The sequence below is a fragment of the Cellulomonas denverensis genome (assembly GCF_012396125.1).
GTDB classification, from domain to species: Bacteria; Actinomycetota; Actinomycetes; order Actinomycetales; family Cellulomonadaceae; genus Cellulomonas; species Cellulomonas denverensis.
Genome location: NZ_JAAXOX010000001.1, coordinates 572533 through 589324, shown reverse-complemented (window position 1 = coordinate 589324; position 16792 = coordinate 572533). Strand labels below are relative to the sequence as shown.

General features: G+C 74.8%; 16 protein-coding genes. 15 read left to right on the top strand and 1 reads right to left on the bottom strand.

Translation table 11 applies throughout. The annotated features are described in order from the left end of the window. Positions 1-57 precede the first annotated feature (57 nt). On the bottom strand, positions 58-555 hold the full coding sequence (locus HGA03_RS02645; protein ID WP_168628634.1) for an inorganic diphosphatase: 498 nt from the start codon (positions 553-555) through the stop codon (positions 58-60). A 156-nt stretch (positions 556-711) separates the two neighbouring features. Here HGA03_RS02645 and dacB point away from each other — a divergent pair, with 156 nt between their 5' ends. The 15 genes from dacB (at position 712) to HGA03_RS02570 (ending at position 16572) form a co-directional block, all read left to right on the top strand. Then, positions 712-2133 carry a D-alanyl-D-alanine carboxypeptidase/D-alanyl-D-alanine endopeptidase gene (gene dacB, locus HGA03_RS02640; RefSeq protein ID WP_168628633.1) on the top strand — a complete coding sequence of 474 codons (1422 nt, stop codon included), beginning with the start codon at positions 712-714 and terminating at the stop codon, positions 2131-2133. A gap of 29 nt (positions 2134-2162) precedes the next feature. Next, a complete protein-coding gene (locus HGA03_RS02635; protein ID WP_168628632.1) occupies positions 2163-3146 on the top strand; it encodes a zinc-dependent metalloprotease in 984 nt (327 codons plus the stop codon). Between the two features lies 1 nt (position 3147). Next, positions 3148-4191, top strand: a complete 1044-nt coding sequence (gene tilS, locus HGA03_RS02630; protein ID WP_168628631.1) for a tRNA lysidine(34) synthetase TilS — start codon at positions 3148-3150, stop codon at positions 4189-4191. Positions 4192-4252: 61 nt separating this feature from the next. Further along, positions 4253-4792 (top strand): hypoxanthine phosphoribosyltransferase, encoded by a 540-nt coding sequence (hpt, locus tag HGA03_RS02625; RefSeq protein ID WP_210732166.1) that lies wholly within the window; start codon positions 4253-4255, stop codon positions 4790-4792. A 114-nt stretch (positions 4793-4906) separates the two neighbouring features. Beyond that, the gene (gene ftsH, locus HGA03_RS02620) at positions 4907-6961 is read left to right on the top strand and encodes an ATP-dependent zinc metalloprotease FtsH (RefSeq protein WP_168628629.1); all 2055 of its coding nucleotides are present in this window, start codon (positions 4907-4909) and stop codon (positions 6959-6961) included. 2 nt (positions 6962-6963) lie between these two features. Next, positions 6964-7560, top strand: a complete 597-nt coding sequence (gene folE / locus HGA03_RS02615; RefSeq protein WP_168628628.1) for a GTP cyclohydrolase I FolE — start codon at positions 6964-6966, stop codon at positions 7558-7560. Positions 7561-7651: 91 nt separating this feature from the next. Continuing rightward, positions 7652-8470 (top strand): dihydropteroate synthase, encoded by an 819-nt coding sequence (gene folP / locus HGA03_RS02610; RefSeq protein WP_168628899.1) that lies wholly within the window; start codon positions 7652-7654, stop codon positions 8468-8470. Continuing rightward, positions 8467-10050 carry a 2-amino-4-hydroxy-6-hydroxymethyldihydropteridine diphosphokinase gene (gene folK, locus HGA03_RS02605; protein ID WP_168628627.1) on the top strand — a complete coding sequence of 528 codons (1584 nt, stop codon included), beginning with the start codon at positions 8467-8469 and terminating at the stop codon, positions 10048-10050. The genes folP and folK overlap by 4 nt, the downstream gene beginning before the upstream one ends. Next, positions 10050-10544 (top strand): DUF3180 domain-containing protein, encoded by a 495-nt coding sequence (locus tag HGA03_RS02600; protein WP_168628626.1) that lies wholly within the window; start codon positions 10050-10052, stop codon positions 10542-10544. Before folK ends, HGA03_RS02600 begins: the two co-directional genes overlap by 1 nt. A 30-nt stretch (positions 10545-10574) precedes the next feature. Continuing rightward, positions 10575-11063 carry a PH domain-containing protein gene (locus tag HGA03_RS02595; protein WP_168628625.1) on the top strand — a complete coding sequence of 163 codons (489 nt, stop codon included), beginning with the start codon at positions 10575-10577 and terminating at the stop codon, positions 11061-11063. Continuing rightward, positions 11060-12556: a PH domain-containing protein gene (locus HGA03_RS02590; protein WP_239073571.1), complete on the top strand. Its 1497-nt coding sequence runs from the start codon at positions 11060-11062 to the stop codon at positions 12554-12556. Before HGA03_RS02595 ends, HGA03_RS02590 begins: the two co-directional genes overlap by 4 nt. After that, positions 12553-13521: a Rossmann-like and DUF2520 domain-containing protein gene (locus tag HGA03_RS02585; RefSeq protein ID WP_239073570.1), complete on the top strand. Its 969-nt coding sequence runs from the start codon at positions 12553-12555 to the stop codon at positions 13519-13521. The genes HGA03_RS02590 and HGA03_RS02585 overlap by 4 nt, the downstream gene beginning before the upstream one ends. Next, positions 13518-14396 carry a pantoate--beta-alanine ligase gene (gene panC, locus HGA03_RS02580; RefSeq protein ID WP_168628623.1) on the top strand — a complete coding sequence of 293 codons (879 nt, stop codon included), beginning with the start codon at positions 13518-13520 and terminating at the stop codon, positions 14394-14396. The genes HGA03_RS02585 and panC overlap by 4 nt, the downstream gene beginning before the upstream one ends. Before the next feature lie 2 nt (positions 14397-14398). Beyond that, on the top strand, positions 14399-14869 hold the full coding sequence (gene panD / locus HGA03_RS02575) for an aspartate 1-decarboxylase (RefSeq protein WP_168628897.1): 471 nt from the start codon (positions 14399-14401) through the stop codon (positions 14867-14869). Then, the gene (locus HGA03_RS02570) at positions 14866-16572 is read left to right on the top strand and encodes an L-aspartate oxidase (RefSeq protein ID WP_168628622.1); all 1707 of its coding nucleotides are present in this window, start codon (positions 14866-14868) and stop codon (positions 16570-16572) included. Before panD ends, HGA03_RS02570 begins: the two co-directional genes overlap by 4 nt. Positions 16573-16792 lie beyond the last annotated feature (220 nt).

Here is a 16792-nt window from a genome sequence, read left to right as displayed (position 1 = left end):
ACGGACGAGGCCCCCGTCACCGACCTCGGTGGCGGGGGCCTCGTCGTGCAGCGAAGCTCAGTGCGCGTTGTAGCCGGCGTCGGCGGCGCGCTGCAGCGAGCGGGCGATCTCGGCCTCGGCCTCGGCGCGGCCGACCCAGTGGGCGCCCTCCACCGACTTGCCCGGCTCCAGGTCCTTGTACACCTCGAAGAAGTGCTGGATCTCCAGCCGGTGGAAGTCGGACACGTCGTCGATGTCCTGCCGCCAGGCCGCCCGCTGGTCGCCGGTGGGCACGCACAGCACCTTGTCGTCACCGCCGGCCTCGTCCCGCATCCGGAACATGCCCAGCGCACGGCAGCGGATCAGGCAACCGGGGAAGGTCGGCTCCTCCAGCAGGACCAGGGCGTCCAGCGGGTCGCCGTCCTCGCCGAGGGTGCCGTCGATGAACCCGTAGTCGTCCGGATAGCGCGTCGAGGTGAACAGCATCCGGTCCAACCGGATCCGCCCGGTGGCGTGATCCACCTCGTACTTGTTCCGCTGACCCTTGGGGATCTCGATCGTGACGTCGAATTCCACTCCCGCTCCTTCGTCTCACCGTGGTCCCAGCGCCGGGCCCGGTGTGGCCCATCCTCACACGCGGCGGGCATGACGACCCGCGTCCGTCCCCTAGTGTGACGCACGCGGGTGTGCGGCGATGGCCGCATGCCGGGCAGAGGCGAGGAGGTGGCGCCGGTGGCGCGGGCTGGGCGGACGGTGGGGATCACCGCACTGGTGCTGGTGCTGGCCGGGGGCGGCTACCTGACCGCGGACGCCTATGACGTGGCGCCCGGCTTCCTCACCCTGGCGCCCGAACCCGACCCAGCCGCCCCGTTCCCGACCGCCCCGGGCGCCCAGGACGCCACCACCGGCACCGGCGTGCTCAGCGACCTGGACCCGGCAGCACCGATCCCGTCGGCCGAGGTCCTGGCCGGGCAGGTCTCCGGCCTGACCACCGATCCGCGGCTCGGCCCCAACGTCGGGGTGCTGGTCGCCGACGCGCTCACCGGCGAGGTGCTGGCGCAGAACAACCCGGACCAGGGCCGCACCCCGGCCTCCACCCAGAAGCTGGTCACCGCGGTGGCCGCCCTGACCGACCTCGGCGCGGACACCACCTTCGACACCACCGTGGTGCAGGGCGGTGCCGCCGACCAGATCGTGCTGGTGGGCGGTGGCGACATGATGCTGGCGGCCGGCGAGGGCGACCCCGACGCGGTGAACGGCCGCGCCGGACTGGCCGACCTGGCCGCCGCCACGGCTGCACAGCTCCGGCTGGCCGGGGTCAGCTCGGTGACCCTCGGGCTGGACGACACCCTGTTCACCGGCGACGCCCTGGCCCCGGGCTGGGACCCGGCCGATGTCGGGGCTGGCTACGCGGCACCGGTGGCCGCGCTCGGGGTGAACATCGCCAAGCTCACCGACGACGAGTACGCCCAGCGCCAGACCGACCCGGCGATGTCCGCCGCCGGGGAGTTCGCCCGGCGGCTGGCCGAGCAGGGGATCACGGTGCAGGGCAATCCGTCCCGGGTGCAGTCCGGGTACACCGCCGGCGACACCCTGGCCACGGTGTCCTCCGCACCGGTCTCCGAGGTGACCGGCTACTTCCTGGACCACTCCGACAACACCATCACCGAGGTGGTGTCCCGGATGGTCGCCGTGCACCGGGGCTTCCCGGCCAGCTTCGAGGGCGCCACCCAGGCGGTGCTGCAGTCGGTCCGGGCGCTCGGGGTGGACATCACCGGGGCCGTGCTGACCGATGCCAGTGGCCTGGCGGAGGGCTCCAGCCTGAGCCCGGCCCTGCTGCTCGATCTGCTGCAGTTGATCGTCGACCCGGCGCACCCGGAGCTGCGGTCGGTGGGCACCGGGATGCCGATCGCCGGGTTGACCGGGACGCTGTCCGACCGGTTCACCTCGGGTGCGGGCACCGGCGTGGTCCGGGCCAAGACCGGCTCGCTCAAGGGCGTGACCTCGCTGGCCGGGCTGGTGCTGGACGCCGACGGCCGGATGCTGCTCTACGTGGTGATGGCCGACCAGACCGGCGAGGGCGGGCAGTGGGGGCCGCGGCAGGCGATCGACGGCTTCGTCACCGGTCTGGCCGGGTGCGGTTGCCAGGGCTGAGTGGTGCCCGGGCTGGCTACCGTGGGGTGATGAGCGCACCCGCCGTCGACTGGGAGCTGGCCGCCCGCCTCGCTCCGCGCCTGGTCCGTCCGGGACCGGTCGCGGTCTGGTCCGACCGGGTGCAGCTGGTGGACTCGCTGCGGTGCGCCGCCCGGACCGCACTGCCGCACGCCGCCCGGGTGACCGGGCTGGAGCAGCCGGAGGCACCGCAGACCCTGGTGGTGGACCGGGCCGGCTGGGCGCGGGCGAACGTCCGGGCGCTGGGCGGGGTGATCGGCGACCAGGGCCGGGGTGCCGGGACCGGGGCGGCGATGGAGCTGGCCGCCGGGCTCGGCCTGCTGTCCGGGTCGGTGCTCGGCCAGGTCGAGCCGTGGGGTGCCGGCCGGCCGCGGCTGCTGCTGGTCGCCCCCAACGTGCTGGCCACCGAGCGCAGCCTGTCGGTGCCGGCCGAGGACTTCCGGCTCTGGGTGGCGCTGCACGAACAGACCCATGTGCTGCAGTTCGCCGCGGCGTCGTGGCTGGCCGGGCACCTGGCGGAGCGGGTGGCCGCGCTGTGGGCCGACCAGCCCCGGCCGACCCCGGGTGCCGTGCTCGCCGGTGCCCGCCAGGCCGCGCGGTCGGGGGACTGGACCCCGCTGGACCTGCTGGACGAGCGGCAGCGGGCCGAGGTGGACCGGATCGGCGCGGTGATGGCGCTGCTGGAGGGGCATGCCGATGTCGCGATGGACGCGGTGGGGCCGTCGGTGATCCCGAGTGTGCGGCAGCTGCGGCGGCGGTTCGGCCGGCGACGGGCGGCTGCGGCCCGGGCGACCGGACTACGCCGGGTGCTGCGGGCCGTGCTCGGCGTGGACGTGAAGCTCGCGCAGTACACCGACGGCGCCACCTTCGTCCGGGCGGTGCGCCGCCGGGTCGGCCGGGACGGGCTGAACGCGGTCTGGTCCGCGCCGGAGCTGATGCCCGGCCCGGCGGAGCTGGCGGACCCGGCGTCCTGGGTCCGGCGGGTGCACGGCTGAGATGCCCGGACCCGCCCCCGCGGTCGCGCGCACCCGATCCGCCGTCACCACGGCCTGCGCCGATCTGCCGCCCGGCGCGCTGGTGCTGGTCGCCTGCTCCGGTGGCGCCGACTCGCTCGCCCTGGCCGCCGCCACCGCCTTCGCGGTCCGCGACCACGGCCCGCTGGCCCTGCGCGCCGGGGCGGTGGTGGTGGACCACGGCCTGCAACCGGGCAGCGCCGGCGTTGCGCAGGCGGCGGCGGACCGGTGCCGGGCGCTCGGGCTGGACCCGGTGCAGGTGCGCACCGTGCAGGTCGACGGAGGTGGGGGGCCGGAGGCGGCCGCCCGGGAGGCGCGCTACGCGGCACTGACCGCCGCGGCCACCGAGCTCGGCGCGGCCGCGGTGCTGCTCGGCCACACCCGGGACGACCAGGCCGAAGGGGTGCTGCTCGGGCTGGCCCGGGGGTCGGGCGCCCGGTCGCTGGCCGGGATGGCGCCGGTGCGCGGGCTGTGGCGCCGCCCGCTGCTCGGCCTGCCGCGCGCGGACACCGAGGCCGCCTGCGCCGCTCTGGGACTCGACCCGTGGCAGGACCCGACCAACACCCCCGCCCCGGACGACCCGGCGGCCCCGCTGCGCTCGCGGCTGCGCATCCGGGTGCTCCCGGTGCTGGAGTCCGAACTCGGGCCCGGCGTCGCGGCGGCGCTGGCCCGGACCGCCACCGGGCTGCGGGAGGACGCCGACGCGCTGGACGCCTGGGCTGAGGAGCTGGCCGGCCGGGCGATCACCCCGGACGCGTCCGGCGCCGCGGTCCTGGTCGATCCGGACCTACTGGCCACCGCCCCGGCGGCCCTGCGCCGCCGGGTGCTGCGGTTGGCCGCCCTGCGGGCCGGGGTGCCCGCCGCCGCGCTGACCCGGGCGCACCTGCTGGCGGTCGACGGGCTGCTGACCGACTGGCACGGCCAGGGACCGGTGCACCTGCCGGGCCGGGTGGAAGCGCTCCGGGCGTGTGGCAGGCTTGCTCTGCGCGGGGGCGCACCGTCGCCCGCCGCCACCGATCAGCCGTAGGTCCGGTGATCCCGGACGGTCCGCATCAGCAAGGAGAACCGCAGCGGTGAACGTGGAGGACATGGGCGAGGACCTGGAGCGCGTGCTCCTGACCGAGGAGCAGCTCGGGAACCGCCTGGACGAGATCGCCGCCCAGATCGACGCGGACTACGCCGGCAAGGACGTGCTCCTGGTCGGCGTGCTCAAGGGTGCGGTGATGGTGATGGCCGACCTGGCCCGCCGGATCAGCGCCCCGGTCTCGATGGACTGGATGGCGGTGTCCTCCTACGGCTCCGGCACCAAGTCCTCCGGCGTGGTCCGGATCCTCAAGGACCTGGACGCCGACCTCACCGGCCGCCACGTCCTGATCGTCGAGGACATCATCGACTCCGGCCTGACCCTGTCCTGGCTGCTCGCGAACCTGCGCAGCCGCGGCCCGGCCAGCGTGGAGATCGCCACCATGCTGCGCAAGCCGGATGCCGCCAAGGTCGAGGTCGACGTCCGCTACGTCGGCTTCGACATTCCGAACGAGTTCGTGGTCGGCTACGGGCTGGACTACGACGAGAAGTACCGCAACCTGCCGTTCGTCGGCACGCTCGCCCCGCACGTCTACTCGCACTGAGCCCTGGGCGAACATCGGCCCACCGGGCCACCCGGGCCCAGATCCACCGTGTAGCTTCGAGGCCTCCACCCCTGCAACCGGAGGGACGAGGGGGCAGACGCCCTCGCTGACCACATGACTCTCAAGCGACTCACCCGCGGACCCGTCCCGTGGATCCTGCTCGGCGTCCTGGTGCTCTGGATCGGCGCGAGCTTCTTCACCTCGTCCGGTGTGCAGCGGATCGACACCTCCGACGGCCTCGAGCTGATCGAGGACGGCAAGGTCGAGCAGGCCAAGATCACCGAGGGCGTCCAGCGCGTGGACCTCGTCCTGACCGAGGACTTCGAGAAGGACGACAAGAACTACGGCAAGAACGTCCAGTTCAGCTACGTCGTGCCGCAGGGCCCGATGGTGGTGGACGCGATCGCCCAGGCAGACCCGGAGCAGGGCTACACCTCCGAGGTCCCCACCACCCCGTGGTGGAGCAGCCTGCTGACCTTCGTGCTGCCGTTCGTGATCATCGTCGGCCTGTTCTGGTTCCTGATGAGCTCGATGCAGGGCGGCGGCCGGGGTGCGATGGCCTTCGGCAAGTCCAAGGCCAAGCTGGTGTCCAAGGAGTCGCCGCAGGTCACCTTCGCCGACGTCGCCGGGGTGGACGAGGCGGTCGAGGAGCTGCAGGAGATCAAGGAGTTCCTGTCCGAGTCGGCCAAGTTCGAGGCGGTCGGCGCCAAGATCCCCAAGGGCGTGCTGCTGTACGGCCCGCCCGGCACCGGCAAGACCCTGCTGGCCCGTGCGGTGGCCGGTGAGGCCGGGGTGCCGTTCTACTCGATCTCCGGGTCGGACTTCGTCGAGATGTTCGTCGGTGTCGGCGCCTCCCGGGTGCGCGACCTGTTCGACCAGGCGAAGCAGAACGCCCCGGCGATCATCTTCATCGACGAGATCGACGCGGTCGGCCGGCATCGTGGCGCCGGGATGGGCGGCGGCCACGACGAGCGCGAGCAGACCCTGAACCAGATGCTGGTCGAGATGGACGGCTTCGACGTCAAGAGCAACGTCATCCTGATCGCCGCCACCAACCGGCCGGACATCCTGGACCCCGCGCTGCTGCGCCCGGGCCGGTTCGACCGCCAGGTGGCCGTGGAGCCGCCGGATCTGAAGGGCCGCGAGCGGATCCTGCAGGTGCACGCGCAGGGCAAGCCGATGGCCACCGACGTCGATCTGTCCGCGGTGGCCCGCCGCACCCCGGGCTTCACCGGCGCCGACCTGGCGAACGTGCTGAACGAGGCCGCGCTGCTCACCGCGCGCTCGAACGCCCAGATCATCGACAACCGCGCGCTGGACGAGGCCATCGACCGGGTGATCGCCGGCCCGCAGAAGCGCACCCGGGTGATGAAGATCAAGGAGCAGAAGATCACCGCGTACCACGAGGGCGGGCACGCCCTGGTGGCCGCGGCGCTGCGGTACACCGACCCGGTGACCAAGGTGACGATCCTGCCCCGTGGCCGCGCGCTGGGCTACACGATGGTGATGCCCACCGAGGACAAGTACTCCACCACCCGCAACGAGCTGCTGGACCAGCTGGCCTACGCGATGGGTGGCCGGGTGGCCGAGGAACTGGTCTTCCACGACCCGACCACCGGCGCCTCGAACGACATCGAGAAGGCCACCGACACCGCGCGCAAGATGGTCACCCAGTTCGGGATGAGCGCCCGGGTCGGTGCGGTCAAGCTCGGCCAGGACTCCGGCGAGGTGTTCATGGGCCGGGACATGGGCCACGGGCGCGACTACTCCGAGGCGGTGGCCAGCACGGTCGACGTCGAGGTGCGCGGCCTGATGGACCACGCCCACCACGAGGCCTGGGAGATCCTGAACGAGTACCGGGACGTCCTGGACGCGCTGGTGCTGGAGCTGCTGGAGAAGGAGACCCTGAACCAGCAGGAGCTGGCCCGGATCTTCGAGCCGGTGACCAAGCGGCCGCCGCGCGAGGTGTGGCTGACCAACGACGAGCGCGGGGTCTCCGACCGGCCGCCGGTGATGACCCCGGCCGAGCTCGCCGGCCAGAACGGCCAGATCGTGCCGCAGGACGAGGCGGCCGCCGCCAAGGACGAGCACCCGGCGGTGGAGACCGTCGAGGTGCCGCCGAACGAGCTGCCCGACGTGCCCGGTCCGGCCGGCGACCAGCAGGACTGACCATGGCCGAGCAGCCGTTCCCGCCGCCGTCCGCGGTGCCGCCGTACGACGCCGCCCGGGCCGAGGCCGCGGTGCGCGAACTCCTGCTCGCGGTGGGCGAGGACCCGGAGCGCGAGGGGCTGCGGGACACCCCGGCGCGGGTGGCCCGGGCGTACCAGGAGATCTTCGCCGGGCTGCGCCAGGACGCCGCCGACGTGCTCAGCGCGACCTTCGACATCGGGCACGAGGAGATGGTCCTGGTCAAGGACATCGAGGTGTACTCGACCTGCGAGCACCACCTGGTGCCGTTCCACGGCGTGGCGCATGTCGGCTACATCCCGGGCGAGAACGGCACGGTGACCGGGCTGAGCAAGCTGGCCCGGCTGGTGGACGTCTACGCCCGGCGCCCGCAGGTGCAGGAGCGGATGACCGGGCAGATCGCCGACGCCCTGGTCGAACACCTGCAACCGCGGGGCGTGCTGGTGGTGGTCGAGTGCGAGCACCTGTGCATGTCGATGCGCGGGGTGCGCAAGCCCGGCAGCCGGACGCTGACCTCGGCGGTGCGGGGGCAGATGCGCGATCCCGCCACCCGCGCCGAGGCGATGAGCCTGATCCGCTGACCACGAGCGACCCGGACCGCCTAGGCTGACCCGCGTGCATCACCCCTCCCCCCTCCCCGATGCCGTGACCGCCGTCGATCGCACCCTGGTCATGGGTGTGGTCAACGTGACCCCGGACTCGTTCTCCGATGGTGGGGAGTGGTTCACCCCGGATGCCGCCCTCCGGCACGGGCTCGCCCTGCTGGCCGAGGGCGCCGACCTGCTGGACGTCGGCGGCGAGTCCACCCGGCCCGGTGCCGAGCGGGTGCCGGTGGACGAGGAGCTGCGCCGGGTGATCCCGGTGATCCGCGAGTTCGCAATCCGCGGCGTGCCGGTCAGCGTGGACACCACCCGGGCCGCGGTGGCCGAGGAGGCGGTGAAGGCCGGGGCGGTGATCGTCAACGACGTCTCCGGTGGCCTGGCCGACCCGGAGATGTACGGCGTGGTCGCCCGGACCGGCGTGGTCTACGTGGCGATGCATTGGCGCGGGCACGCCGACGTGATGGACTCGCTGGCCGAGTACGGCGACGTGGTCACCGACGTGCGCGCCGAGCTGGCCGAGCGGGTCGCACGGCTACGGGACGCCGGGGTGGCCGACCACCAGATCGTGCTGGATCCCGGGCTGGGCTTCGCCAAGCCGGGTTCGGCGAACTGGCCGCTGCTCGCCCGGCTGGACGAGTTGCTGGCCGAGGGTTTCCCGGTGCTGGTGGGGGCGTCCCGCAAACGCTTCCTCGGGCACCTGCTGGCCGGTGCGGACGGCACCCCGGCCGCACCGTTGGAACGGGACCGCGCCACCGCGGCGATCTCGGCACTGGCCGCCGCCGCCGGGGCCTGGTGCGTGCGGGTCCATGAAGCACGGGGAACGGCCGACGCGGTGCGCGTGGCCCAGGCCTGGACGGCCGCCCGGACCGCAGGAGAGGACGCACGATGAGCGAGCAGCCGACCACCCCGGACACCATCCGGCTGACCGGCGTCAGCGCCACCGGGTACCACGGCGTCTTCGACCACGAGCGGCGCGAGGGCCAGACCTTCGTCGCCGACCTGGTGATCGCCCTGGACACCCGGCGCGCCGCCGCCACCGACGACCTGGCGCACACCCTGGACTACGGCACCGTCGCCGAGCAGGTGGTGGCGGTGCTGCGCGGCGAGCCGGCCGACCTGATCGAGACCGTCGCGGAGCGGATCGCGGCCACCGTGCTGGCCCACCCGCAGGCGCTGGCGGTCGAGGTCACCGTGCACAAGCCGCAGGCCCCGATCGCGGTGCCGTTCGGCGACGTCGAGGTGCGGGTGCGCCGGGACCGCAACCGGCTGCCCGCCGCCGAGCCGCTGGCCCCGGGTGCCCAGCCGTGGCAGCCGCCGGCCGAAGCCGAGCTCAGCCCCGCCGGTCACGTGGACGACGACGCCGAGCTGGCCGCCGCGCACGCCCCGGCCGACGAGCTGCCCACCCCGGACGGCCGCCCGGTCACCGGCCCGATCCGGGTGTCCGGCACCGGCGCCCCGGCCACCGCGGTGATACCCGCGGTCCCGGCGGAGGCGGCGGGTGCGGCCAGTGCCGGTGCCGCCCTGGCCGGTGCGGCCCTCGCCGGTGCGCTGGACCTCGGTGGCCCGGCCGAGGACGAGCCGGCCCGAGAGGAGCCGGAGACCGTGACCGGCCCGGACGACCCCGCCGCCGCGGCCCTGGCCGGCCTGAACGGCGGCTCCGCACCCACCCCGGTGGTGACCGGCACCGCCGCGGGCGACGCCTTCGACCAGCCGCCGGCCGAGCCGACCGAGGTGGTGCTGGCGCTCGGGTCCAACCTCGGCACCGCCCAGGACACCCTGCGCGCCGCCGTCGCCGAGATCGCGGACATCCCCGGGGTGGAGCTGCTGGAGGTCTCCGCCCTGGCCCGGACCGCCCCGGTCGGCGGACCGGAGCAGCCGGACTACCTGAACGCCGTGCTGATCGCCCGGACCACGCTGGCCCCGCGGGAGCTGCTGCACGCCACCGGCGCGATCGAGCAGGCGCACGGCCGGGAGCGCCTGGTGCACTGGGGTCCGCGCACGCTGGACATCGACATCATCGCCTTCGGCGAGCTGAGCCTGGTCACCGACGACCTGGAACTGCCGCACCCCCGCGCGCACGAGCGGGCGTTCGTGCTGCAGCCCTGGGCGCAGGTCCGGCCGGATGCGGTGCTGCACGGGCTGGGCGGCGGGCCGGTCGCCCAGCTGGCCGCGACCGCGCCGGACCGGGACGGGGTGCGCTGGCTGGCCCTGGACTGGCTGACCCAGTCGGTGCCCGCGGCCTCCGACGGGCCCGACGAGCCGGTCGCCGGGATCGAGCCCGAACTCGACCCGCTGCCGGTGCCCGGAGTTCCGGCACCCACCTCGGCACCCACACCGGCACCCGCACCCGCACCCGCCGAGCCGGAGCACGACCCGATGCGTGACCACCCCGCCCTGTTCGACATCCCGCCGATCCGGCCGGAGTTCGACACCGGGGAGAACCCCACCGCCCGGCACCAGGCACCCTGATGCAGCGCACCCGGATCGGTTCACTGCTGCTGGTCGCCGCCGTCACCACCGCCGTCGCCTGGGCGGTGCTGCGGATCCTGTCCAGCCGCGGCTGGCTGCCGCCGGAGGTGCCCTGGCCGACCGTGGGCGTGCTGGTGTTCATCGCCGCGATCGTGTTCTGGCTGGGCTGGACCGTGCGCCAGTACCTGCACGGCAAGCGCCCGGGGCTGGACCCGATCCGGGCGGCCCGGACCGCGGTGCTGGGCAAGGCGAGCTGCTACACCGGGGCGCTGTTGTCCGGCTGGTACCTGGCCCAGGTGTTGCACGCGGTGACCGAACTGTCCGGCCCGGGTGGCACCGAGCGCGCCTGGTCCGCGGGCCTGGCGGTGCTGGGCGCGGTGATCCTCGCCGTGGTCGGCCTGCTGGTCGAGTGGTTCTGCCACGTACCGCCGCCGGAGGACCCCGCCGAGCGCGACCGGGCGACCGGACCCGCACCGGATCCCGCAGCGGGCTGAGTGGTGCCGCCGGGTGCCATCATGTCCGCCATGACCACCGAGCCGTTCGAACCCGAGGGCGTCACCTGGACCCCGGTCTCCCCGCGCCTGATCACCGCACGCACGGTGCTGGCCGCGGCCTGGCTGGCCCCGGTGCTGATCGGCGCCGTGCTGGTCCCGCTGCTGTCCGGGCTGATCTGGCTGTGGGCGATCCCGCTGGGGGTGCTGCTGCTGTGCGCCTGGGTGGCCTGGCTGATCCCGCGGCAGGTGCGCGCGATGGGCTACGCCGAACGCGCCGACGACCTGCTGGTCCGCCGGGGCATCCTGTTCCGCTCGATGGTGGTGGTGCCCTACGGCCGGATGCAGTACGTCGATGTGAACGCCGGGCCGCTGGCCCGCAAGTTCGGCATCGCGACCGTCCAGCTGCACACCGCCTCACCGCAGAGCGAGGTCACGGTCGACGGCCTGCCCACCGACGAGGCCGCCCGGCTGCGTGACCAGCTCGCCTCGCGTGGCGAGTCCCGGCTGGCGGGGCTGTGAGCGACCCCGCGGCACGTCCGATCACCGCCGGGAGCCCCGCGCAGGTCGAGGACGGCGTGCAGTGGCGCCGGATGCACCCGGTGACCCCGGCGGTGAAGGGCTGGAAGGTCTTCGTCGCGGTGCTGGTGGTGATCGGCGCGAACTCCGCCGACGACGTGCAGGAGCTCGCGGAGTGGCTGGGCGGCCGGGTGTGGCTGGCCGCGCTCGGGCTGCTGGCGATCGTGTTCCTGTTCGGCTTCGGCTACTCGGCGATCGCCTGGCGGGTCACCCGGTTCGCGGTCACCGACGACGCGGTGCAGCTGCGCACCGGGGTGCTGTTCCGCCAGCAGCGCCAGGCCCGGCTGGACCGGTTGCAGGCGATCGATGTGCGCCAGCCACTGCTGGCACGGTTGTTCGGGCTGGCCGAGCTGCGGCTGGAGGTGGCCGGTGGCGCCGGGAGCGCGGTGCCGCTGGCGTTCCTGCGCGAGGCGGAGGCCGACCAGCTGCGGGCCGACCTGTTGGCCCGCGCGGCCGGCCTGCACCGTGGGCGCACCGCGGTGCCGCAGGCGACCGGGGGCGGGCCCGAGGCGCCGGGCACGGTGGTGTCGCCGGCGGAGGAGCTCGCGCCCACCGCCCCGGAACGGCCGGTGTACACCGTCCCGGTCCGCCGCCTGCTGCTGTCCACCCTGCTGACCTGGGCGGTGTTCTGGCTGCTGCTCTGGGTGGCCGCCCTGATCGTCGTGATGGCCGTCTCCGGCAGCATCGGCCCGGCGCTCGGCATCCTGCCCGGTGTGCTGGCCGTGGCCTCCTACCTGTGGGGCCGGATCAACCGGGGTGCGAACTTCCGGGCGGCGATCTCCCCGGACGGCATCCGGCTGCGGCACGGGCTGACCGAGACCCGCGCCCAGACCCTGCCGCCTGGGCGGGTGCAGGCGGTGCGGATCTACCAGAGCATCCTGTGGCGCAAGGCCGACTGGTGGCGGGTCGAGATCAATGTGGCCGGCTACGGCACGGCCGAGGACGGCGAACAGTCCGACCACGTGCTGCTGCCGGTCGGCACCCGGGAGGACGTGCTGCTGGCCCTGTGGCTGGTGCTGCCCGACCTGGGCACCGAGGACCCGGCCGGACTGGTCGAGGCGGCCCTGACCGGCACCGACGACCGGCACGGCTTCCTCACCGCACCCCGCCGCGCCCGCTGGCTGGACCCGATCGCCTGGCGCCGCACCGGCGTGACTGTGACCGACCGCGCCCTGGTGATGCGGCACGGCCGGCTGACCCACTGCGTGGTGGTGGTGCCGCACGAGCGCACCCAGTCGCTCGGCCTGAACCAGGGCCCGCTGGAGCGCCGGATGGGGCTGGCCACCTTCGCGGTGCACTCCACCCCCGGTCCGGTCACCCCCACCGTGCACCACCTGGACGGCCGCGACGCCGCCCGGCTGATCGAGGACCAGTCGGTGCGGGCGCGCACGGCCCGGGCCGGTGCCGGTCCGGAGCAGTGGATGATCCAGCCGTGACGACCAGGCTGGGGGTCGGCGTGGTCGGCGCCGGCCGGGTCGGTGCCGTGCTCGGCAGCGCACTGCGGGCGGTGGGGCACCCGGTGATCGGGGTGTCCGCGGTCTCCGAGGCGTCGAGGGAGCGGGCCGAAACCCTGCTGCCCGGGGTGCCGGTGCTCCCGGTGCCGGAGGTGGTGCGCCGGGCGGAGCTGGTGCTGCTGGCGGTGCCGGACGACGCGCTGGCGGACCTGGTCGAGGGTCTGGCCGCCACCGGCGCGTGGCAGCCCGGGCAGATCGCCGTGCACACCGCCGGTCGCTACGGGGCGGCGGTGCTGGACCCGGCGCGCGCCCGGGGAGTGATCCCGGTGGCACTGCACCCGGCGATGACCTTCACCGGCACCTCGCTCGACCTGTCCCGGTTGGAGGGCTGCACCTTCGCGGTGACCGCGCCGACCCCGGTGCTGCCGATCGGCCAGGCGCTGGTGGTGGAGATGGGCGGCGAGCCGGTGGTGGTCGACGAGCGGATGCGACCGCTCTACCACGCGGCCCTCGCGCACGGGGCGAACCACCTGGTGGTGCTGGTCGCCCAGGCCGGCGAGGCGCTGCGGGCCGCCGGGATCGAGGACCCGGGGGCGGTGCTGCGCCCGCTGCTGGACGCCGCCCTGGACGGATCGTTGCGCGCCGAGTCGGCCGGCGGGGCGATCGCCACCCTGACCGGCCCGGTCCGGCGCGGCGACGCGGGCACCGTGCGCGATCACCTGGCCGAGCTGACCGACCTGGCCGCCCGGACCGGCGCCGCGGACGTGCTGGACTCCTACTCGGTGCTGTCCCGGGCCGCCACCGTGCGCGCCCTGGCCGCCGGGCTGATCGGCACCGGCCAGGGCCAGGCGCTGCTGGACGCCCTGACCCCGGCTCACACCTCGGGCGCGGACGGGGGTAGCGTTCCGGACATCCCCACCGCCGATCCGGAGGACGACGACGCATGACCACCCAGGCACCCGGTGCGCCCACGCTGGCGCGCACCCGGATCGAGCTGGACGCCGCACTGCGTCCCGTCGACCGTGCGGTGGTGATGACCATGGGGGCGCTGCACGACGGGCACCTGAGCCTGGTCCGCGAGGCGCGTGCCCGCGGCGAGCAGGTGGTGGTGACGATCTTCGTCAACCCGCTGCAGTTCGGCCCCACCGAGGACCTGGACCGCTATCCGCGCGACCTGGCCGGTGACCTGGCCCGGCTGACCGGCCCGGGGCTGCTCGGCCCCGGCGACGTGGTCTTCGCCCCGGAGCCGGCCGAGGTCTACCCCGACGGCGACCCGGTGGTCCGGGTCAGCGCCGGTGCGATCGGCGAGGTCTACGAGGGTGCGATCCGGCCCGGGCACCTGGACGGGGTGCTGACCGTGGTGCTCAAGCTGATGCACCTGACCCGGCCCTCGGTCGCGCTGTTCGGCCGCAAGGACGTGCAGCAGCTGGTGGCGGTCGGCCGGATGGTGCGCGACCTGGACCTGGACGTCACGATCGTCCCGGTGCCGACCGTCCGGGACGACGACGGGCTGGCCCTGTCCTCCCGGAACGCCTACCTGTCCGCCGAGCAGCGCCCGGTCGCCCTCGGACTGTCCCGGGCGCTGGCCGCCGGTGAGCAGGCCGCGGCCCGGGGTGACGGCACGGCAGCGGTCCGGGCGGCCACCCGCGAGGTGCTGACTGCCGCCGGGGTGGACGCCGACTACGTCGCCCTGGTGGACCCGCAGACCTTCGCCGACCTGCCGGACGACCCGCCGCAGCCGGGCTCGGTGGCGGTGCTGGCAGTGGCCGGCCGGGTGGGCGGCACCCGGCTCATCGACAACACGGACGTGAGGTGGGCGTGACCATGCTGCGCCCGATGATGATCGGCAAGATCCACCGTGCCACCGTGACGCAGGCCGACCTGCACTACGTCGGCTCGATCACCGTGGACGCGCACCTGCTCGCGGCGGCGGACCTGCTGCCCGGACAGCAGGTGGACGTGGTCGACGTGACCAACGGCGCCCGGCTGACCACCTATGTGATCGCGGGGGAGGCGGGCTCCGGGCAGATCTGCATCAACGGTGCCGCCGCCCACCTGGTGCACCCCGGCGACGTGGTGATCCTGATCGCCTACGGCATGCTGACCGACGCCGAGGCGCACACCTACGACCCGCACGTGGTGCTGGTCGACGCGGACAACCAGATCGTCGACACCGGCCACGACCCCGGCACCGTGCCGCCGGAGTGGACCGAGCAGGCCGGTCTGCACCCGAGCGGGGTGCCCTTCGACACCGGACGCGAGCTGGTGCGCGACGACCCGGAATCGGAGCGGTGACCACCCCGGTCCTGGCGCGCAGCCTGGCTGCACCCGCCCCGGGGTGGACCGTCACCGCCGATGCCGTCGTGGTCGGCTCCGGCATCGCCGGACTCACCGCCGCCCTGGAGCTGCGGACCCGGGTCGACCGGGTGCTGCTGGTCACCAAGGGCGAGCTGGTCTCCGGCTCGACCATCTGGGCCCAGGGCGGGATCGCCGCCGCCCTCGACCCGGCCGACTCCCCGGCCGCCCACCTGCGCGACACCCTGGAGGCCGGGGTCGGACTGTGCGACCCGCGCGCCGCGGAGGTCCTGGTCACCGAGGGCCCGGCCCGGGTGCGCGAGCTGGTCGCCGGCGGAGCGGTCTTCGACACCGCCCCGGACGGCCGGATCGCCCTGACCCGCGAGGGCGGGCACCGGGCGGACCGGGTGGCGCACGCCGGCGGCGACGCCACTGGGGCGGAGATCTCCCGGGCCCTGGTCGCCCAGCTCGCCGCGGTGCGCGAGGACCCGGGCATCGAGGTGATCGAACAGGCACTGGTGCTGGACGTGCTCACCGGCAAGCCCGGTCCCGACGGGCGGCCCGGACCGGTGTGCGGGGTGACCCTGCACGTGATCGGCGCCGGCTCCCGGGACGGCGTGGGAGCGGTGCTGGCCCCGGCGGTGGTGCTGGCCACCGGCGGGATCGGCCAGGTGTTCCGGTCCTCCACCAACCCGGCCCAGGCGACCGGCGACGGGATGGCCGCCGCGCTGCGGGCCGGCGCCGCGGTCGCCGACGTCGAGTTCGTGCAGTTCCACCCGACCGTGCTGTGGCTGGGCTCCGGGGTGAAGGGGCAGCTCACGCTGGTGTCCGAGGCGGTCCGCGGCGAGGGCGCGATCCTGCTGGACGTGGAGGGGCACCGCTTCCTGCCGGCCGCGCACCCGATGGCCGAGCTCGCGCCCCGGGACGTGGTGTCCCGGGCGATCGTGGCGCAGTTGGCCCGGACCGGGTCCGACCACGTGCTGCTGGACGCCCGGCACCTGGGCAGCGACGGCGCCCGCCGCCGGTTCCCGACCATCGCCGCCCGGCTGGCCGAGCACGGGCTGGACCTGGGCGCCGACCTGATCCCGGTCGCCCCCGCGCAGCACTACCACTCCGGCGGGGTGCTCACCGACCTGTCCGGCCGGTCCACCCTGCCCGGGCTGTACGCGGTCGGGGAGGCCGCCTGCACCGGCGTGCACGGGGCGAACCGCCTGGCCTCCAACTCGCTGCTGGAGGGCCTGGTCTTCGCCCACCGCGCCGCCCACGACGTCGCCGACCGGGTCGCCCGCGGCCGGCTGGTGCACGCCGAGCCGGTCGCCCGGCCCGGCGACACCGCCCTGGTGTCCGGCGCCGCCCGGTCCCGGGTGCAAAAGATCGCCACCGCCGGGCCCGGGGTGCTGCGCTCCGCCGACGGCCTGGCCGACGCCGCCGACCGGTTGGCGCAGGTCCGGACCGACGCGCACCGGTTCGGCGACGGTGGTGCCGCCCCGATCGCCGACCCCCAGGTCGCCGAGTGGGAGACCACCAACGTGCACCAGGTGGCCAGCGTGCTGACCGCCGCGGCTGCCGAGCGGACCGAGTCCCGCGGCGGACACGTGCGCACCGACTACCCGGAGTCCAGCGACGCCTGGCTGGTCCGCCTCCGCGCCGAACTCGACCCCCACGGCCGCCTCACCCTGACCCGCACCCCGGTCGCCGACTGACCCCGCAGTCCGGACCAGCGAGCCGAACCGTCCAGCGGGTGCGGGTAGCGGTCCACGCTGCGGGCTGGCCGCGGTCGGTTCCCGCCGAGGGCGCAGTTCGCGGTGGTCGCGGCGGCCCCGGACCAACCTGAACTGCGCCCTCGGTGCGGTCCGGACCAGCGAGCCGAACCGTCCAGCGGGTGCACGTGAGGCCCGGACCGGCGCGCGTGCGGACGGCCTA

Bases quoted from the DNA above. Each gene is read 5' to 3' on its own strand.
- HGA03_RS02635 (WP_168628632.1), top strand. From the start codon at position 2,163: ATGAGCGCACCCGCCGTCGACTGGGAGCTGGCCGCCCGCCTCGCTCCG.
- tilS (WP_168628631.1), top strand. From the start codon at position 3,148: ATGCCCGGACCCGCCCCCGCGGTCGCGCGCACCCGATCCGCCGTCACC.
- hpt (WP_210732166.1), top strand. From the start codon at position 4,253: ATGGGCGAGGACCTGGAGCGCGTGCTCCTGACCGAGGAGCAGCTCGGG.
- ftsH (WP_168628629.1), top strand. From the start codon at position 4,907: ATGACTCTCAAGCGACTCACCCGCGGACCCGTCCCGTGGATCCTGCTC.
- folE (WP_168628628.1), top strand. From the start codon at position 6,964: ATGGCCGAGCAGCCGTTCCCGCCGCCGTCCGCGGTGCCGCCGTACGAC.
- folP (WP_168628899.1), top strand. From the start codon at position 7,652: ATGGGTGTGGTCAACGTGACCCCGGACTCGTTCTCCGATGGTGGGGAG.
- folK (WP_168628627.1), top strand. From the start codon at position 8,467: ATGAGCGAGCAGCCGACCACCCCGGACACCATCCGGCTGACCGGCGTC.
- HGA03_RS02600 (WP_168628626.1), top strand. From the start codon at position 10,050: ATGCAGCGCACCCGGATCGGTTCACTGCTGCTGGTCGCCGCCGTCACC.
- HGA03_RS02595 (WP_168628625.1), top strand. From the start codon at position 10,575: ATGACCACCGAGCCGTTCGAACCCGAGGGCGTCACCTGGACCCCGGTC.
- panC (WP_168628623.1), top strand. From the start codon at position 13,518: ATGACCACCCAGGCACCCGGTGCGCCCACGCTGGCGCGCACCCGGATC.
- panD (WP_168628897.1), top strand. From the start codon at position 14,399: ATGCTGCGCCCGATGATGATCGGCAAGATCCACCGTGCCACCGTGACG.